Source organism: Pseudomonas sp. NPDC089758 (assembly GCF_044748705.1).
In the GTDB taxonomy this organism is placed as follows: domain Bacteria; phylum Pseudomonadota; class Gammaproteobacteria; order Pseudomonadales; family Pseudomonadaceae; genus Aquipseudomonas; species Aquipseudomonas putida_X.
In genome coordinates, this window is record NZ_JBIVGN010000003.1 from 231,681 (window position 1) to 247,610 (window position 15,930).

At 64.2% G+C, this 15,930-nt stretch carries 13 protein-coding genes and 1 pseudogene; 6 read left to right on the forward strand and 8 right to left on the reverse strand.

What is annotated here, in order from left to right; translation table 11 throughout:
- Positions 1-5: 5 nt before the first annotated feature.
- The 3 genes from ACIPZH_RS05670 (at position 6) to ACIPZH_RS05680 (ending at position 3,565) form a co-directional block, all read left to right on the forward strand.
- Entirely contained in the window at positions 6-227 is a 222-nt protein-coding gene (locus tag ACIPZH_RS05670) for a hypothetical protein (protein ID WP_349974836.1), read from the forward strand.
- A 204-nt stretch (positions 228-431) separates the two neighbouring features.
- Positions 432-1,766 (forward strand): OprD family porin, encoded by a 1,335-nt coding sequence (locus tag ACIPZH_RS05675; RefSeq protein WP_400635472.1) that lies wholly within the window; start codon positions 432-434, stop codon positions 1,764-1,766.
- 302 nt (positions 1,767-2,068) lie between these two features.
- On the forward strand, positions 2,069-3,565 hold the full coding sequence (locus tag ACIPZH_RS05680) for a diguanylate cyclase domain-containing protein (RefSeq protein WP_400635474.1): 1,497 nt from the start codon (positions 2,069-2,071) through the stop codon (positions 3,563-3,565).
- Here the strand turns inward: ACIPZH_RS05680 and ACIPZH_RS05685 are convergent.
- Positions 3,562-4,038, reverse strand: a complete 477-nt coding sequence (locus ACIPZH_RS05685) for a PA2169 family four-helix-bundle protein (RefSeq protein WP_267818670.1) — start codon at positions 4,036-4,038, stop codon at positions 3,562-3,564. The two genes, ACIPZH_RS05680 and ACIPZH_RS05685, sit on opposite strands and share 4 nt — an antisense overlap.
- A gap of 201 nt (positions 4,039-4,239) precedes the next feature.
- Between ACIPZH_RS05685 and ACIPZH_RS05690 the strand changes: the two genes are divergently transcribed.
- Positions 4,240-4,461, forward strand: a complete 222-nt coding sequence (locus ACIPZH_RS05690; RefSeq protein WP_012316204.1) for a DUF3820 family protein — start codon at positions 4,240-4,242, stop codon at positions 4,459-4,461.
- Positions 4,462-4,742: 281 nt separating this feature from the next.
- On the opposite strand, the gene ACIPZH_RS05695 is transcribed toward ACIPZH_RS05690, so the two are convergent.
- Genes ACIPZH_RS05695 through ptsP form a run of 3 tightly spaced genes read right to left on the reverse strand, consistent with a single transcriptional unit; the run spans position 4,743 to position 10,279 of the window.
- Entirely contained in the window at positions 4,743-6,482 is a 1,740-nt protein-coding gene (locus ACIPZH_RS05695; RefSeq protein ID WP_267818673.1) for a PTS fructose-like transporter subunit IIB, read from the reverse strand.
- Positions 6,479-7,426: a 1-phosphofructokinase gene (gene pfkB / locus ACIPZH_RS05700; RefSeq protein WP_400626008.1), complete on the reverse strand. Its 948-nt coding sequence runs from the start codon at positions 7,424-7,426 to the stop codon at positions 6,479-6,481. Before pfkB ends, ACIPZH_RS05695 begins: the two co-directional genes overlap by 4 nt.
- On the reverse strand, positions 7,427-10,279 hold the full coding sequence (gene ptsP / locus ACIPZH_RS05705; RefSeq protein ID WP_400635477.1) for a phosphoenolpyruvate--protein phosphotransferase: 2,853 nt from the start codon (positions 10,277-10,279) through the stop codon (positions 7,427-7,429).
- 296 nt (positions 10,280-10,575) lie between these two features.
- Here ptsP and cra point away from each other — a divergent pair, with 296 nt between their 5' ends.
- Together cra and ACIPZH_RS05715 are read left to right on the forward strand one after the other, a co-directional pair.
- Entirely contained in the window at positions 10,576-11,571 is a 996-nt protein-coding gene (gene cra, locus ACIPZH_RS05710; RefSeq protein WP_241806367.1) for a catabolite repressor/activator, read from the forward strand.
- Positions 11,572-11,573: 2 nt separating this feature from the next.
- A complete protein-coding gene (locus ACIPZH_RS05715) occupies positions 11,574-12,350 on the forward strand; it encodes a TatD family hydrolase (protein WP_400635479.1) in 777 nt (258 codons plus the stop codon).
- A 39-nt stretch (positions 12,351-12,389) separates the two neighbouring features.
- Here ACIPZH_RS05715 and ACIPZH_RS05720 read toward each other — a convergent pair whose 3' ends face one another.
- From ACIPZH_RS05720 to ampD, 4 genes and pseudogenes are all read right to left on the reverse strand, one after another.
- Positions 12,390-13,103 (reverse strand): methyl-accepting chemotaxis protein, encoded by a 714-nt coding sequence (locus tag ACIPZH_RS05720; protein ID WP_400635617.1) that lies wholly within the window; start codon positions 13,101-13,103, stop codon positions 12,390-12,392.
- A gap of 144 nt (positions 13,104-13,247) precedes the next feature.
- A pseudogene (locus ACIPZH_RS05725) lies at positions 13,248-14,369 on the reverse strand (HAMP domain-containing protein); the annotation flags it as partial.
- A gap of 135 nt (positions 14,370-14,504) precedes the next feature.
- Positions 14,505-15,335: a regulatory signaling modulator protein AmpE gene (gene ampE, locus ACIPZH_RS05730; protein WP_400635481.1), complete on the reverse strand. Its 831-nt coding sequence runs from the start codon at positions 15,333-15,335 to the stop codon at positions 14,505-14,507.
- Positions 15,332-15,904 (reverse strand): 1,6-anhydro-N-acetylmuramyl-L-alanine amidase AmpD, encoded by a 573-nt coding sequence (gene ampD, locus ACIPZH_RS05735; protein ID WP_400635483.1) that lies wholly within the window; start codon positions 15,902-15,904, stop codon positions 15,332-15,334. The genes ampE and ampD overlap by 4 nt, the downstream gene beginning before the upstream one ends.
- Positions 15,905-15,930 lie beyond the last annotated feature (26 nt).

Below are 15,930 nucleotides of genomic sequence, written 5' to 3' on the forward strand. Positions count from 1 at the left end.
TCAACATGTCCAACAGTATGGGTATTGCCAGCGTTTTCGTTCTGTCTTCCCTGTTGTTGTCGCCCCTGGCCATGGCCGAAGAATCCCCGGCTTTCGTCGCCCGTAATGCAGAGCTGGCCGCTGTGCACCAGCAAGCCCAAGAGGCTGTCGCGCACAAGGTCGACGCAGGCAAAGATGCAGAACAGACAGCCTCCCGGGTTCACAGCGACGCCAATGCCGAAGGCTGATCGCGCACCACTGCCGCTCCCGTTTCCCCCCGGCTACACCATGGGCACCCCCGGCGCCGATATGTTAGCCTTTTAAAGCCGCTGCCGATCAGCGGCTTTTTTTATGTGCGTTGACGATCAGCCCGGCCGTTATTTCTCTAACAAGAAAGTTGCACATTCAAAAATAAAAACTGCCCCACCGTCAGACCAAAGGAGCTAGTACCGGTGCCTTCCGCGTTTCGTTTTACCCCGTTGTTCATTGCATTGATTGCAACGATTCCCTTCGCCGCCCAGGCAGATGAAGACAAGGCTGATGGCTTCATCGAAGGGTCGTCATTCAACCTGCATTTTCGCAATGCCTACTTCAACCGCGACAACCACAACCGCGGCGTGCGCGACACCCGCGAGTGGGGCCAGGGCGCGGTTGCCCGCTTCGAATCGGGCTACACGCCCGGCGTAGTCGGCTTTGGCCTCGATGCGCACGCCATGCTGGGCCTTAAGCTCGATGGCGGTGGCGGCCATGCCGGCACCAGCATCCTGCCCAAGCACGTGAAGGACAACGGTGAACTGGGCGCTGCCCCCCACGCGTTCTCCACCGCAGGCGCGGCGGTCAAGCTCAAGGCCTTCGACACAGAACTCAAAGCCGGTGACCTGTTCCTTACCAACCCGGTGATCGCCGGTGGCGAAACCCGCATGCTGCCGCAAACCTTCCGTGGCGTCAGCCTGACCAACACCAGCGTCGACGGCCTGCTGCTCGAAGGCGGCCAGGTCAGTTTCACCAAGCCGTACAACCAGAGCGGCCACCGCCGCATCGACACCTACTACGGCTTGCTGGATGAGCACGACAAAAGCAAGCATCTGAACTGGGCGGGCGCCTCGTGGAGCGGTACCGAGAACATCACGGCCAACCTTTATGCCGCTGAGCTGAAGGACATCTGGAACCAGTACTACGCTGATTTCGACTACATCTATGTGGTCAACGACCTGGTCAGCCTCAACCCGGGCGTGCACTTCTACCACACCCAGGACACCGGCCAGGCGCTGCTGGGCAAGATCGACAACAACACCTACAGCGTGCACTTCACCGTCAACGCCGGCTACCACAGCGTCACTGCTGCCTACCAGCGGGTCAATGGCGACACGCCGTTCGACTACATCAACCTGGGCGATAGTGTGTACCTGGACAACTCGCGCATGTACTCGGACTTCAACGCGCCCAACGAGCGTTCGTGGAAGCTGCAGTACGGTTATGATTTCACCGGCCTTGGCATGCCTGGCCTGACCACTAGCGTGTCGTACTCGCGCGGCGAGGCGGACCTGACCAAGGCTGACCAGAACAACACCCACTACGACTACTACCGCGCCGACGGCAAGAACGCCCAGCACTGGGAACGTGACCTGGATGTGAAGTACGTGTTCCAGGAAGGCGACTTCAAGGACCTGTCGGTACTGGTGCGCTATGCCGTACATCGCGGCGGCCAGGGCTATGCGTCGATCGACAGCAACAGCGATAACGACGAACTGCGGGTGATCGTCGATTATCCATTGAACGTGTTCTGACCTGAGGCCGGCGATAGCCTGGGGCCGCTTCGCGGCCCATCGCCGGCAAGCCGGCTCCCACCGGGACCGCGCCAGCTTTTAGAAGTTGAGCATGACAGTTCCTGCCACAGGACTGGCGTCTACTTCCGGAAATTGGCAAAGCGCAGAGCTGAAGAGCTGCGCGGTCGCGGTGGGAGCCGGCTTGCCGGCGATGGGCTGCGCAGCAGCCCCTGCTCGATTCCGTCGGACAAAACTTGTCCGACAATCACCACTTCCCTAAAATATCGCCCGCCGCAACCGGCCCTGCCTCAGCAGTAGCGCGAATGCCCACTCGATTACCGCGTCTCGCCCTCTACAGGTCGCACCCCGAACTGATCCTCAATCTGGGCAGTTGCATCGCCGTGCTCGCCATCGTGGGCATCGTCGGTTACCTGCTGGGGCGTGAGCGCGAGAGTGTCGAGCAATCGGCCATGCGCTCCTCCGGCAATATCGTCCAACTGATCGAAAGCGACATTCTGCGCAACGTCGAACTTTATGACCAATCCCTGCGCGGGCTGATCTGGGCCGTGCAGCACCCCGAACTGCTGCAGGTCACGCCCAGCCTGCGCCAGCAGATCCTTTTCAACCAGACGTTCGCGGCCCCGGTGCGCGGCGATATTCTCTGGCTCAATGCCAATGGCGACGTCGTGGCCGACTCCACCAGCGTGACCCCGCGCCAAGCCAATTTCGCCGATACCTTCGACTTCCGGGCCCATCGCCGCAACCCTGACCTGGGCTTGTTGATCAGCCCGCCATTCAAGGCGCGGCTCGGCGACCTTGACTGGTGCATCAGTTTCAGCCGGCGCATCTCCGCAGCCGATGGCAGCTTTGCCGGGCTGGCCGCCGGCGCCCTGCGCCTCTCCTATTTCAACGAACTGTTCCAGCGCCTTGATATCGGCCATGAAAGCAGCATCAACCTGCTCAACGTCGATGGCCAACTGCTCGCCCGCCAGCCACAACGCGACCAAGACCCGTTGATCGGCACCAGCTTCGCCGACCGGCCCAACTTCAAGCGCATCCTCGGCGAGCGCAGCGGCAGCTTTACAGCCCGCTCCAGTTTCTATGGCACCCAGCGCATGTACACCTTCGCCCGGGTCGCCGACCTGCCGTTGATCGTACTGGTGGTGCACTCAAGCGATGAGGTGTTCCAGTCATGGCGCCGCACGGCGTTGGTGGTCAGTATCGCCACCGGCGTGCTGTGCATCGGTATTCTCTGGCTTACCCTGCTGCTGGGTCGCGAATTGCGCCGCAGGCATGAGGCTGAACAGGGCCTGGCCACATTGGCGGCAACCGATAGCCTGACCGGCCTGGCCAACCGCCGCCGTCTGGATCAGGTGCTGCGCCAGGAATGGGCGCGCGCCCAGCGCAACCGTAAACCGTTGGCCGTGCTGATGGTGGATGTGGATCACTTCAAGGCATTCAACCAGCGCCACGGGCACGCCGGGGGCGATCATGCGTTACGAGAAGTGGCCAAGACGATCGAACAGTGCATACGACGCCCGGCAGACTTGGCGGCGCGATACGGGGGGGAGGAATTTCAAGTGGTTTTGCCGGAAACCGAACTGTCCGGTGCCCGTCTGCTGGCGGAAAGGATCCGTACCCATGTCGCGGCACTGGCACCCTTTGCCGATGATGCCCACGCGGTGACGGTGAGCATCGGCATCAGCGTCCACACCCCCGGCACCCAGCAAGATCTGGCGACCATGCTGGGGGCCGCGGATGAGGCGCTCTACCGGGCCAAAGCCAAGGGCCGAAACCGGGTAGAGGGCCCTGAGGATTAGGAGCGGGCGCGTGCGGCGTTGCGCAGTGCCTTCACCTGGTCGTGGTTACGCTGTACGCCCTGCAGTTGCTTTTCAACGAGCATATAGCTCTGGTCGGTGGCAGAACGGCCCAGCTTGACCAGTTTCTCACGGGCTTCCTTGTAGGCTTTGAGGGCATGGTCTTCGCCGCGTTCGACTTCATTGAGCACGGCCTCGTCGTCCTTACCGGTAACCATCGACTTCAGGTTCACCCAGCCGCGGTGCAGGTCGCCGCTGATGCTGGTGGAGGTTTCCGGGTCGCCGCCCAGGCGACGCACTTCACTCTGCAGTTCGCTCGCTGCATTGCCGCACTCGCCAGCGCGTTGGGCGAAGAAGGATTTCAGCTCCGGGTTCTTCACATCCTCAGCAGAAGTTCTGAACCCTTTCTCGCCGTCCTTGCTGTACTCGATCAGGTCGTTAAGCACGTTGATTACGTCTTTGTTGAGGTCGCTCATGGCTGAAACTCCTTGGCAGGTAATAGTCATGTAAACAGGAGCAGCCTTCGTGCCAAACCGACCATTAAATAAAAATGCTTAAAAAACAATAAGTTGCTTGAAGAGTGAAAACCATGGAAAACGGCGTTATGCATGATTGCCGCTTGGGTGCTCGTGCAGATTGCAGTATGGTCGGCGCACGTCTACTGCCAGGTATTACCGATGAAACCGGAAACCCTCGAACTGCTGGTAATCCGCACCATGCCCTTTGGCAAATACCAAGGCCGGATCATCGCCGACTTGCCGGGTGACTACCTGGCATGGTTTGCGCGCAAGGGGTTTCCGGCGGGTGAGCTGGGCGGGTTGCTGGCGTTGATGCACGAGGTCGATCACAACGGCCTGGGGGATCTGCTGGTGCCGCTGCGGCAAAAGCACCGGCGCTGAGCCTGTTGCGGACCCAGATGCGCGTGGGTCCCGTCGAGCTACATCTGCGCTATGGGGGCTGCTGCGCAGCCCATCGCCGGCAAGCCGGCTCCCACCCCGACCGCGCAGCTCCTTAGACCTGCGTTGTACCTGTGCAAGCAACTGGCTTGCTCAACGCCTAAAAGCTGGCGCGATTGGACTGCCCCCAAGAAGCTGGCCACCGATCCAACCCTTGCCCTGGAGAGGACTGGTGTACTAGCGGGCCGGCGTGCCAGCGCTGAGGCCAGTGATGGTCGAACCACCTAGCCCTTGGCCGGCGCCACGACCATTTCCACTCGCTCGCTCTTTTTGATCAGCGCATACACCACCGCTGTCAGCAGACTACCCGCGACGATGGCCAGCAGGTACAGCAGCGCATGGTTGATCGCGTTGGGAATCAGCAGCACGAACAGCCCGCCATGGGGCGCCATCAGCTTGCAACCGAAGTACATCGACAGCGCGCCGGTCAACGCGCCGCCGGCAATACTTGCCGGGATGACCCGCAGCGGGTCTTTGGCAGCGAACGGGATGGCGCCTTCGGAAATGAAGCACAAACCCAGCACCAGAGCGGCCTTGCCGGCCTCTCGCTCGGTTTGGGCGAACTTGCGCCGGGCCAGGAACGTGGCGATACCGAGGCCGATCGGCGGCACCATGCCCGCCGCCATGGTCGCCGCCATCGGCGCGTAGCTCGAGGATGCCAGCAGCCCTACCGAAAAGGCATAGGCCGCTTTGTTGATCGGCCCGCCCAGGTCGATGCACATCATCCCGCCAAGCAGCAGCCCCAGGAGGATGGCGTTGGTGGTGCCCATGCTGTCGAGAAACTGCGTCAGGCCTTCGAGCATGGCAGCCACCGGCTGGCCGACCACATAGATCATCACCAGGCCTGTGAACAGGCTCGCCAGCAGCGGAATGATCAGGATCGGTTTGAGCGCATCGAGGCTGCTCGGCAGGCGTGCCCAGCGGGCAATGGCTTTGGCGCTGTAACCGGCGAGAAAACCGGCGACGATACCGCCGATGAAACCGGCCCCCAGGGTGCTGGCCAGCAGCCCGCCGATCATGCCGGGCGCAAGGCCCGGGCGGTCGGCGATGGACCAGGCGATGTACCCCGCCAGCAACGGCACCATCAGCTTGAATGCAGCCTCGCCGCCGATCTGCATCAATGCCGCCGGCAGGGTGCCCGGCTCCTTGTAGGCCTCGATACCGAAGACGAACGACAGAGCGATCAGCAAGCCGCCTGCCACCACCATCGGCAGCATGAACGAAACACCTGTCAGCAGGTGTTTATAAACACCGGTTTTCTCGCCTTTGCCGGCACTTGCAGCGGCTGCAGTGTCACCTGCGCTTTCCACCTTGGCTTCGGCCAGGGCCTTGTCCAGCGTGGCACGGGCCTGCTTGAGGGCGATGCCGGTTCCGCACCGGTAGATACGCTTACCGGCAAAACGCGCGGTGGGCACTTCGATATCGGCAGCCAGCAGCACCACGTCGGCTTCGGCGATGGCCTGGGCCGACAGCGGGTTACGCGCACCGACCGAGCCTTGGGTTTCTACGGTGAGTTGATAGCCAAGCTGTTGCGCTGCCTGCTGCAACGCTTCGGCTGCCATGAACGTATGCGCCACGCCAGTCGGGCAGGCAGTGACCGCAACGACCTTGGCCCCAGCAGTGGCCATCGGCTGTTCGGCCTGATGAGTAACGGCCTGTACCTGGGCCTTCGCCGCCGCCTCGTCGAGGAAACCTTCACGGTCGGCCAGCGCTTGCGCCGGTGTGCTCTGGAACAAACGCTTGCCGGCGAAGCGGGCCAGGTCGACCGGCCCGGTGCTGACAACCAGCACCCAGTCGGCATCCGCGATCTGCGCGGCGCTCAGTTGGCGGTCGGGATGTTCGGCATCCTGCACTTCCACGCAGGTTTTCCAACCGCGGCGCTGGGCAGCAGCGGCCAGCAGGCGCGCACTCAGCACGCTGGACACCTGGCCGTTCGGGCAGGCGGTGACAATGGCAATGTTCATCGGCGAGCCTCTTGTTGTTCTGTCAGTTGCACGGCGGCCTCCAGGCGCGCCAGTTGCTCGCGGTCACGGATACCGAAACCGACCTGGGTCACGGCCTGGGCGGCGATGGCCGTGGCACGGCGCAGGGTCTGCAAAGGCGCCTCCGCCAGCAGCAAGCCGTGAACCATGCCGGCTACCAGCGAGTCGCCCGCGCCGACCGTGCTGGCAACACGCACTTGCGGTGGCTGGGCGCGCAGCGTGCGGCCAGCCGTGAACCAGCTGACGCCCTGCTCCCCTGCCGACACCACCACATGCTCGACACCCGTGGCCAGCAGCCGTTGGGCGGCAGCCTGCTGTTCGGCGGCGCTGTGCACGTCAAGGCCAAGCACTTCGCCCAGTTCTTCGGTGTTGGGTTTGACCAGCCAAGGGGCGCTGTCCAGTCCTGCGCGCAGGGCCGCACCGCTGCTGTCGAGGGCAACCTTCAGGCCTTGGCCCTTGAGCTGTTCGAGCAACCGGGCGAACCAATCAGGGCTGATACCGCGTGGCAGGCTCCCCGCCACCACCACGGCGTCATGTTGGGGAGCCACCTGCTCGAGCAGGCGCAGCAGGGCCTCGCAAGCAGCCTCATCGACCTGCGGGCCTTGGCCATTGATATCGGTCACACGGCCATCGGCTTCGACCAGTTTGAGGTTGCTGCGTGTCTCGCCCGGCACACGCACGAAGCAATCGGCAAAGCCGCGCCATTGGATCAACGCCTCGAACGGTTGCAGGTTGTCCTGGCCCAGGAAACCACCGACGGTCACGCTGTGCCCAAGGTCGGCCAGTACCTGGGCCACGTTCAACCCTTTACCCGCGGCATGGCTGTGCTGGTCCTGGGCGCGGTTGACGTGCCCGGGGCGCAGCGCATCGAGGCTTACGGTGATGTCCAGCGCCGGGTTCAGGGTCAGGGTAAGGATCTTGGCCATTCAGTAACGCTCCACCAGCGCGCGAACCGCTGCGGCGCTGTCCTGTTGCAGGGCCTCGCGCGCCAGGGCGCGGGCCGTCTGGTGATCGGCCTGGCGAACCAGTGCCTTGACTTCGGCAACGCTGCGCGCGGCCACGCTCAGTTCGTCCACGTCCAGGCCCAGCAGCACCGCCACCGCCTGCGGGTCGGCGGCCAGTTCACCGCACACGCCTACCCACTTGCCCTCGGCATGGGCGGCGCGCACGGTCATGTCGATCAGGCTCAGCACCGCCGGGTGCAGGCCGTCGGCCTGGGCCGACAGGCTGGGGTGGCCACGGTCGATGGCCAAGGTGTATTGGGTCAGGTCGTTGGTGCCGATACTGAAAAAGTCCACTTCGCGGGCCAGTTGTGGCGCCAGCAACGCGGCGGACGGCACTTCGACCATGATGCCCAGTTGCAGGTCGGCTACCGGGATTTCTTCACGCAGACGCTCGACCATGGCCCTCGCCTCACGCCATTCGTGCACCTGGCCGACCATCGGGAACATGATGCGCAACGGGCGCTGATCAGCGGCGCGCAGCAGGGCTCTGAGCTGGTCTTCCATGATCTGCGGGCGCTGCAAGGTCAGGCGCACGCCGCGCACACCGAGAAACGGGTTTTCCTCGGCAGCGATCGGCCAATAGGGCAACGGTTTGTCCCCGCCCACATCGAGGGTGCGCACGACCAGGGGTCGCCCGCCCAGCCCATCCAGCACACGGCGGTACTCGGCTTCCTGGGTGGCGACATCCGGCGCCTGCGAGTGGGCCATGAAGATCAGCTCGGTGCGCAGCAGGCCGATACCTTCGGCGCCCTGCTCCACCACCTTGTCGATGCCGCCGCTCTGGCCGATGTTGGCGAACACCTCGACGGCATGGCCATCGCGGGTTACCGCGGGCTCATGACGGCTGGCCCAGGCTGCTTGCAGGCGCTGTTCGCGCAGGTCGCGCTCGGCCAGCGCACGTTGCAGCTCATCGGCTGGCGGGGCGACGCTGACCACGCCGCGCTGGCCATCGAGCAACAGCGGCGTACCGGGTTCGAGCAGCAGCAGCGCCGCCCCCGCGCCGACCACCGCCGGGATGCCCAGGGCCCGAGCGACGATCGCGCTGTGTGCGGTTGCGCCGCCATGGGCGGTGACGATACCGGCAACCCGCGCCGGGTCCAGGCGGGCAACATCCGAGGGGCCGACTTCGCCCATCACCAGCACATAAGGTTGATCAGGCTCGGCCTGCGTCTGCACACCGCACAACTGCGCCAACACCCGGCGGCCGATGTCACGCAGGTCGGCGGCACGCTCGGCGAGCAGCGCATCATGCAGCGCCTCCTGTTCGCGGGCCGCCGCTTCGATAACGGCCATCCACGCGGCGGCGGCGCTCTCACCCTGGGCCAGACGCAGCTCGACATCGTCGGCCAGTGCAGGGTCGGCGAGCATTTCCTGATGGGTGACGAAGATCTCGCCAACGGCCTTGTCGCTGCGCTGCACCAAGGCCTGCAACTCGGCGTTCACTGTCTCCAGTGCCCGGCGCAGCTTGGCCCGCTCCTGCGCCGGCGATTCGCCACGCAGGGGGTAATCGATGTCGCGCTCGACGCAGACGTGGGCGGGCCCACTGGCAATGCCCGGTGCCGCAGCCACCGCCTGGATACGGCTACCGGCAGCTGGCGCCTGCAACACCTCGACAGGCGCCGGGCTCACCGCAGCCGTGGTTTTCGGCAAAGGCTCGACGTCCTCACCCAAGCCCTGCTCGATTGCCGCCAGCAGTGCTGGCAAAGCATCAGCGGCAATGGACGGCTCGGCCAGCAGCTCCAGTTCCTGGCCACGCCGTGCGCCGAGGCTGAGCAGCTTGCTCAGGCTCTTGACCGACACCGCAGGTTGCGCGCTGTCCAGCACTCGCAGGCGGATTTCGCCCTCGAAACCCTTGGCCAACTGCGCGAGGATTTTTGCCGGGCGGGCGTGCAGGCCATGTGGATTGGCCAGCACGATACGAGCGCTGGGCCAGTCGGGCGCGGTCTCGCCACCGAGCACCTCCAGTACCGCGCGGCTGCTGGTGGCCTGGTAAAGCGTTTGCCCACGCCCCTCGATCAGCACCTCGCACAGGCGCTCGAGCAGCGCCTGGTGGGCTGCGCCGAGGCTGGCCAGGCAAAACAGGCCATTCAGTGGCTGGTCGCGGTAGCGCAGCGGCTGCTGGGGAGTGACGAAGGCCAAGCCTGGCTGGCGGACCTGCCGCTCGCTGTGCAGCCACCAGAGCCCCTCGCCCAGGGGCAGAGGCTCGGCCTGCTGCAGCACGGCGGCAAAACCATTGTCGACACACCCGGCACGTTGCAACAGGCGGGCACCGCGCCAGGCCAACTCGTCGAAGTCTTCGGCGGGCAGGTTCAGGCTGACCAGTTGCGCATCCAGCGCCAGCGCCTGGGGTGCGCCCTGCAGCAGCTTGAGCAGCGCTTCGGCGGAACTGGCACGGCGCAGGGCTTCGGCCAGGTCGGTTTCGCCCAGGGCGCGGGTCAGCAATTGCAGCAAACGCAGGTGCTCGTCGGAGCGTGCGGCAATGCCGATGGCCAGGTAGACGATCTGCCCGTCACCCCAGTCCACGCCTTCAGGAAACTGCAGCAAGCGCACGCCAGTGGCGTACACCAGGTCGCGGGTCTGCGGCGTGCCGTGGGGGATGGCGATACCTTGGCCCAGGAATGTGGACCCTTGCGCTTCGCGCGCCTGCAGGCCCTGCAAATACCCTTCGGCGACCAGGCCGTCAGCGACCAGTCGATCCGCCAGCAGGCGCAGGGCCTGGCCTTTATCGGTAGCCGTCTGGCCCATGGCTATCTGCTCTTTGGCGAGCTCGAGCATGACCTTCTCCTTTTGCAGCCCCTGCGCGCACTTTTGCACCGGGTACTGAGGTATTGTTGTGAAATTCACGTATTCAGCCAGTCAAAGGCCTTGCACGAGCGGCAGGCAAGGCAGAAAAATGAATAGCTGAAACGTTTAATCTGACCAAGCGGCCACGTTACTCGATAATCTTCCGGGGAAAAAGCCCCATCCTGTCGGACAATTGCGACAATGGTCGTCTGCGCGTGGCGACCAGCCCGGGTCAAACTGCCCGGTCTGGTGGTATAGCCCGCCCCGGTAATAACAAGGAAAATTCGGTGAAACTCAGCGATATCGCCCGTCTGGCTGGTGTGTCCGTGACCACTGCCAGCTACGTCATCAATGGCAAGGCCGAACAGCAGCGCATCAGCAACAGCACCGTCGAGCGGGTGCGTGCGGTGGTCGAGGCCCACGGCTTCACGCCCAACCCCCAGGCTGCGGGCCTGCGCAGCCGGCATACCCGTACCTTGGGCTTCATTCTGCCGGACCTGGAAAACCCCAGCTACGCTCGCATTGCCAAGCAGCTGGAGCAAGGCGCCCGCGCCCGTGGCTATCAACTGCTGATCGCCAGCAGCGATGACCGGCCCGACAGTGAGCGCCAACTGCAGCAACTGTTCCGTGCCCGGCGTTGCGATGCCTTGTTCGTCGCCAGTTGCCTGCCCCCGGAAGATGACAGCTACCGTGAACTGCAGGACAAGGGCCTGCCGGTGATCGCCATCGACCGGCGCCTGAACCCGGCACACTTCTGTTCGGTTATCAGCGATGACCGCGATGCCAGCCGCCAGTTGGCCGATAGCCTGCTGGCCACGGCACCGCGCAGCATCGCGCTGATCGGCGCGCGCCCGGAGCTGTCGGTCAGCCAGGCCCGTGCGGGCGGCTTCGACGAAGCGATGCAGGGTTTTAGTGGGGACGTGCGCCGTTATCAGGGCGAGGCATTCAGCCGCGAATGCGGCCAGCGCTTGATGCAGCAGCTGATCGACGAGCTGGGCGGCCTGCCGGATGCCTTGGTCACGACGTCCTACGTGCTGCTGCAAGGCGTGTTCGACACCCTGCAGGCGCGCCCGGCCGATTCGCGCCTGCTGCACCTGGGCACCTTCGGTGACAACCAGTTGCTCGATTTCCTGCCGCTGCCGGTCAATGCCATGGCCCAGCAACATGGCCTGATCGCCGCCACCGCCCTGGAGCTTGCCTTGGCGGCCATCGAGGACAAACGCTACGAACCCGGCGTGCATGCCGTCGCCAGAACCTTCAAGCAACGTATCACTGTGGCCTGAACATGCGCCTGATCGACACGCACACCCACCTTGACTTCCCCGACTTCGATGCCGACCGCACGCGCCTGCTGGCCCGTGCGCAGGGGCGTGGGGTGGAGCGCATGGTCGTGCTGGGGGTTGATCAGGCCAATTTCCAGCGGGTGTGGGACCTGGCCTGCAGCGATGAGCGCGTGCGCGCAGCGCTTGGGTTGCATCCGGTCTACCTGGAGCAGCATCGCCCCGAGCACCTGGTGCAGTTGCGTCAATGGCTTGAACGTCTGGATGGCGATCCGCGGCTATGCGCCGTGGGCGAATTCGGCCTGGACTACTACATCGAAACGCTGGACAAGGCGCGCCAGCAAGCGCTGTTCGAAGCCCAATTGCAGATGGCCTGTGACTTCGAACTGCCCGCCCTGCTCCACGTGCGCCGCAGCCATGCTCAGGTGATCGCCACGCTCAAGCGCTACAAGCCGGCGCGGGCAGGGATCATCCACGCCTTCGCCGGCAGTTACGAAGAAGCGCGCGAATACATCAAGCTGGGTTTCCGCCTCGGGCTGGGTGGCGCCGCAACCTGGCCGCAGGCTGTGCGCTTGCGCAAGACCCTGCCGCGCCTGCCGCTGGAGAGCATCGTGCTGGAGACCGACGCCCCGGACATGGCCCCGGCGATGTTTGCCGGTGAGCGAAACAGCCCGGAGCATCTGCCAGAGATCGCCCAGGCTTTGGCCGAGGTGATCGGCATTGATGTGCAGTTGCTGGCCGAGGCCAGCAGCACAAATGCCTGTGAGTTGTTTGGCTGGTAGTCCTGGCACAGGCTCGGCCCGTGCACAGGCCGGCACTGGCTAAACCCTGAACGCGCCAATCAAGCGTTTCAATTCCACCACCTGCTCCGACAATGCCCGGCTGGCATCCTCGGTCTGGCAAGCGCCCAACGAGGTGTCCTGCGCCGCCTGGTTGATCGCCACGATGTTCTGGTCAATGTCATGGGCCACCGCCGTCTGCTGCTCTACCGCCGCCGCTATCTGCTGGTTCTGCTCGACGATGCCGCCCACCGCGCCAAGGATATTGCCAAGCGCCTGTTGCACCTGGCGTGCCTCCTCGACCGTGCCCGCAGCCATCTGATGGCTGCTGCCCATGGCGCGAACCGCTGCCCCGACACCGTCCTGCAAACGCTGGATCATCTGCGCTATCTGCGCAGTGGAGTCCTGGGTACGTTTGGCCAAGGTACGCACTTCATCAGCGACCACGGCAAACCCCCGCCCTTGCTCACCGGCCCGGGCTGCCTCGATTGCAGCGTTGAGTGCCAGCAGGTTGGTCTGCTCAGCGATACTGCGGATCACTTCAAGGACCTGGCTGATCGCCTGGCTGTCGTCAGCCAGCTGATTGATCGCCAACACGGTCTGGTCGATTTCGGCAGCCAGCCGGCCAATGCTGCCTTGCTGCTCTTGCACCAAGGTGCGGCCATTGGCACTTTCGTGATTGACCTGCTGGGCACCATCGGCGGCCAAGGCAGCACTGCGCGCCACCTCCTGCGCAGTGGCGCTCATCTGGTTCATCGCCGTGGCCACCTGCTCGATCTGTTCACGCTGGCCGCTCACGGACTGGCTGCTGCGTGCCGATACGGCCAATACCTGCCCGGCCTGCGCTTCGACCGCCACAACGGTGTGGCCAACCTGCTCGATCAGGCAACGGATCCGGCGCACGGTTTCGCTGAAGCCCTGCGCCAGTTCGCCCAGTTCATCGCGGCTGTGGGCGTTGAAACTGACCGTCATGTCACCGGCCGCCAACTTGTCCATCGCGCCACCCAGCTTGCGCAGCGTCGTGCGGGTCGACACATAAAAGCCGCCGTAGAGGTAGAGGATCAGCGCGAAGACGCCCGCCAGCACCGCCACCAGGGCGACCATGCGCAGGCGCTGCTGGCCAAGACGCTCCTGCAACTGCAGTTGCAGATGCCCAAGCACTTGATCGTTCAGTTGGTAGGTGTGAGCCATCAGCTCACTCACCTGTTGATAGAAGGGGAGCCAGGGCGCATCCAGGGTTTCAGCGACCACCACACGCTCTTCGAACAACGCGGCGGCTTGTTTGACTGAAGCTTTGCTGGCCTGCGCAGCGGCGCTCATGGCCGCGGGGACGCCGGGGTCACTGGCCAGGGCTTCATCCACCCGCATGCCATAGTCCGCCGCCAAACGCTCCAGGCGCTGCAGCAGGTCTTCGAAGCGCACGCTGCCGGACGAGTCGATGAACCCTCGGCCAAGCGCAATGGCGCCCATCGCCCTGCCCTCGCCCAGGGCCAGGGTCACCTGTGCGGTGGCGGTGCCGAGCAATTCGCTCAACTGGCGCACCGAAACCTGGCTGTCCTGGCTCAGGCCGGACTGGCTGGCCACCAGTTTGCTCAGCACCTGTACTTGGCCCAGCAACTTGTCGAAGAGGGCGACCTTGGCCTGCAAAGAGGTTTCGGCCTGGGCACTGGCAAAAGCGCCGGCCAGCTCGTCGAGCTTTGCCTGAGGAACCGACTCATGGCCTTGCAGGGCCTGCATCTGAGCCTGGACCTTGTCCTGCAAGGCAGCGATGCGCGACTCCAGGTCGCCGGCCTGGCCCGACTGCCCGAGCACGGCATTGATCTGCATGAGGTTGCCGAGGGTTTCCATGTCGGCGCGCAATACCAGGCTGCCACTCAATGGGGTGATGCCCTGCAATTGAGCACGGGTTGCCTGGAACTGCTGATAGGCGTCGCGCACCAGGTAGCTGCTGGTGGCGAGCATGGGCAGGAAGAACAGGGCGCTGATGAGGCTGAACTTCTGGCCGAAGCTCAGCCGGTTCATCAGTGCGATTGCCGGGTAGAGCAGACGCTTCACGGGGCACCTCCTTGAATTCTTGTTGTTCTGCGAGGGGTAGCACTAGGCCACCTGTATAACGCAGATCGAACCGGAGGTTTGTAACTTAAGGTTAACCGGCGCTCAGACCAGCACCGTCCACAGCGCAAAGCCCGCGTACCACAGCACCGCACAGCGCAGCAGCAGCTCCCACAGGCTATCGAGCCGGGCCACACCAGGCTGGCTGTCCTCTTGCTCGGGAATGTCATCGGCAACCCGCCCGACCCTGGCCACCAGGTGCCCGGCGCTGATATGCCAGTTGAGCAGTTCGTGCAGCATCACGCGGGTCACTGCGACGAAATTGCCAACCAGGGCAAAACTCAGGGCCAGCACGCGCACTGGAAGCCAGTCCATGATGTGCCGCAGCTGCTCGGCACGGGCCTTCAGCGCAGGTTGGCTACTGTTATCGCCTGTCAGCGCCAGCAAGCGATAGGCCAACGCCGCCCCGGGGCCGAGCACGAAGTACCAGAAGATCACAGCGAAGAAACTCTGATAGGCCTGCCACAACAGGTAGCCTTGCACGCGCACCAGCAACACCTGGGCTTCATCAGCCTCCAGGCCCAGGTCGCGCTCGGCCACATGCAGCGCGGCCTGGTCGTCGCCGCGCCGCCAGGCATCGCGAAGCGGGCCCAAGGCAGCCTTGGCATCGCCGCGGCCCAGGCTGTAGATCAGCACCAGCAGGTGCACTGGCAGCGCCAGCAACCCATAGGCCACCGGGTCGAGCACGTGCAGCAGCAACACCAGCACCGCCACGGGTGCAAGCACCAGGATGGCCAGGCTCCACCAGGGATGCACCCGCCCGCTGCGCTCCAGGCGCACCAGCTCGCCCAGGAAGAAGCCATCGCGCTGTACCTGATGGCGCAGCGCCGAGAACTTCTCGACCCACAACGCCAGTATCAACACCAGAAAACTCATGCCTTGTCCTCGTTGTGCTGCACGGCGGCACGGTAACGCTGCCAGTCGAATGCCGGGCCGGGATCGGTCTTGCGCTGCGGGGCAATGTCGCTATGGCCACGGATCCGGCCCAGGTCGATAGCTGGCCAAGCCGCCTGAATCTGCCGGGTGAGTTGCTCCAGCGCACGGTACTGGGCATCGCTGTAAGGCAGGTCGTCGGTACCTTCCAGCTCGATACCGATGGAAAAGTCGTTACAGCCTTCTCGGCCGTCAAAACACGACACACCCGCATGCCAGGCACGGTCCAGCAACGACACGAACTGGGTCACCGCACCGTCGCGTTCCACGAACAGGTGCGCCGATACGGTCAGGTGGCTGATGCTGGCAAAGTAGGGATGTTCGTTGGGGTCCAGGCGGTTCTGGAAGAACTGTTGGACTTTGCCGCTGCCGAAGCAGGCCGGCGGCAGGCTGATGTTGTGGATCACCAGCAGGGAAATCGATTCGCCCTCGGGTCGCGCGTTGAAGTTCGGCGAAGGGCAGTGGGTGATTCCGTTTCCGTGGAACCAGCCGGTGACACGGTCCAATTGCATGGGGCAGTTCCTGAAGAACGCTAGGT

Bases quoted from the DNA above. Each gene is read 5' to 3' on its own strand.
- ampD (WP_400635483.1), bottom strand. From the start codon at position 15,904: ATGCAATTGGACCGTGTCACCGGCTGGTTCCACGGAAACGGAATCACC.
- ACIPZH_RS05715 (WP_400635479.1), top strand. From the start codon at position 11,574: ATGCGCCTGATCGACACGCACACCCACCTTGACTTCCCCGACTTCGAT.
- ACIPZH_RS05695 (WP_267818673.1), bottom strand. From the start codon at position 6,482: ATGAACATTGCCATTGTCACCGCCTGCCCGAACGGCCAGGTGTCCAGC.
- ptsP (WP_400635477.1), bottom strand. From the start codon at position 10,279: ATGCTCGAGCTCGCCAAAGAGCAGATAGCCATGGGCCAGACGGCTACC.
- ampE (WP_400635481.1), bottom strand. From the start codon at position 15,335: ATGAGTTTTCTGGTGTTGATACTGGCGTTGTGGGTCGAGAAGTTCTCG.
- pfkB (WP_400626008.1), bottom strand. From the start codon at position 7,426: ATGGCCAAGATCCTTACCCTGACCCTGAACCCGGCGCTGGACATCACC.
- ACIPZH_RS05690 (WP_012316204.1), top strand. From the start codon at position 4,240: ATGAAACCGGAAACCCTCGAACTGCTGGTAATCCGCACCATGCCCTTT.
- ACIPZH_RS05720 (WP_400635617.1), bottom strand. From the start codon at position 13,103: ATGAACCAGATGAGCGCCACTGCGCAGGAGGTGGCGCGCAGTGCTGCC.
- ACIPZH_RS05680 (WP_400635474.1), top strand. From the start codon at position 2,069: ATGCCCACTCGATTACCGCGTCTCGCCCTCTACAGGTCGCACCCCGAA.
- ACIPZH_RS05670 (WP_349974836.1), top strand. From the start codon at position 6: ATGTCCAACAGTATGGGTATTGCCAGCGTTTTCGTTCTGTCTTCCCTG.
- ACIPZH_RS05685 (WP_267818670.1), bottom strand. From the start codon at position 4,038: ATGAGCGACCTCAACAAAGACGTAATCAACGTGCTTAACGACCTGATC.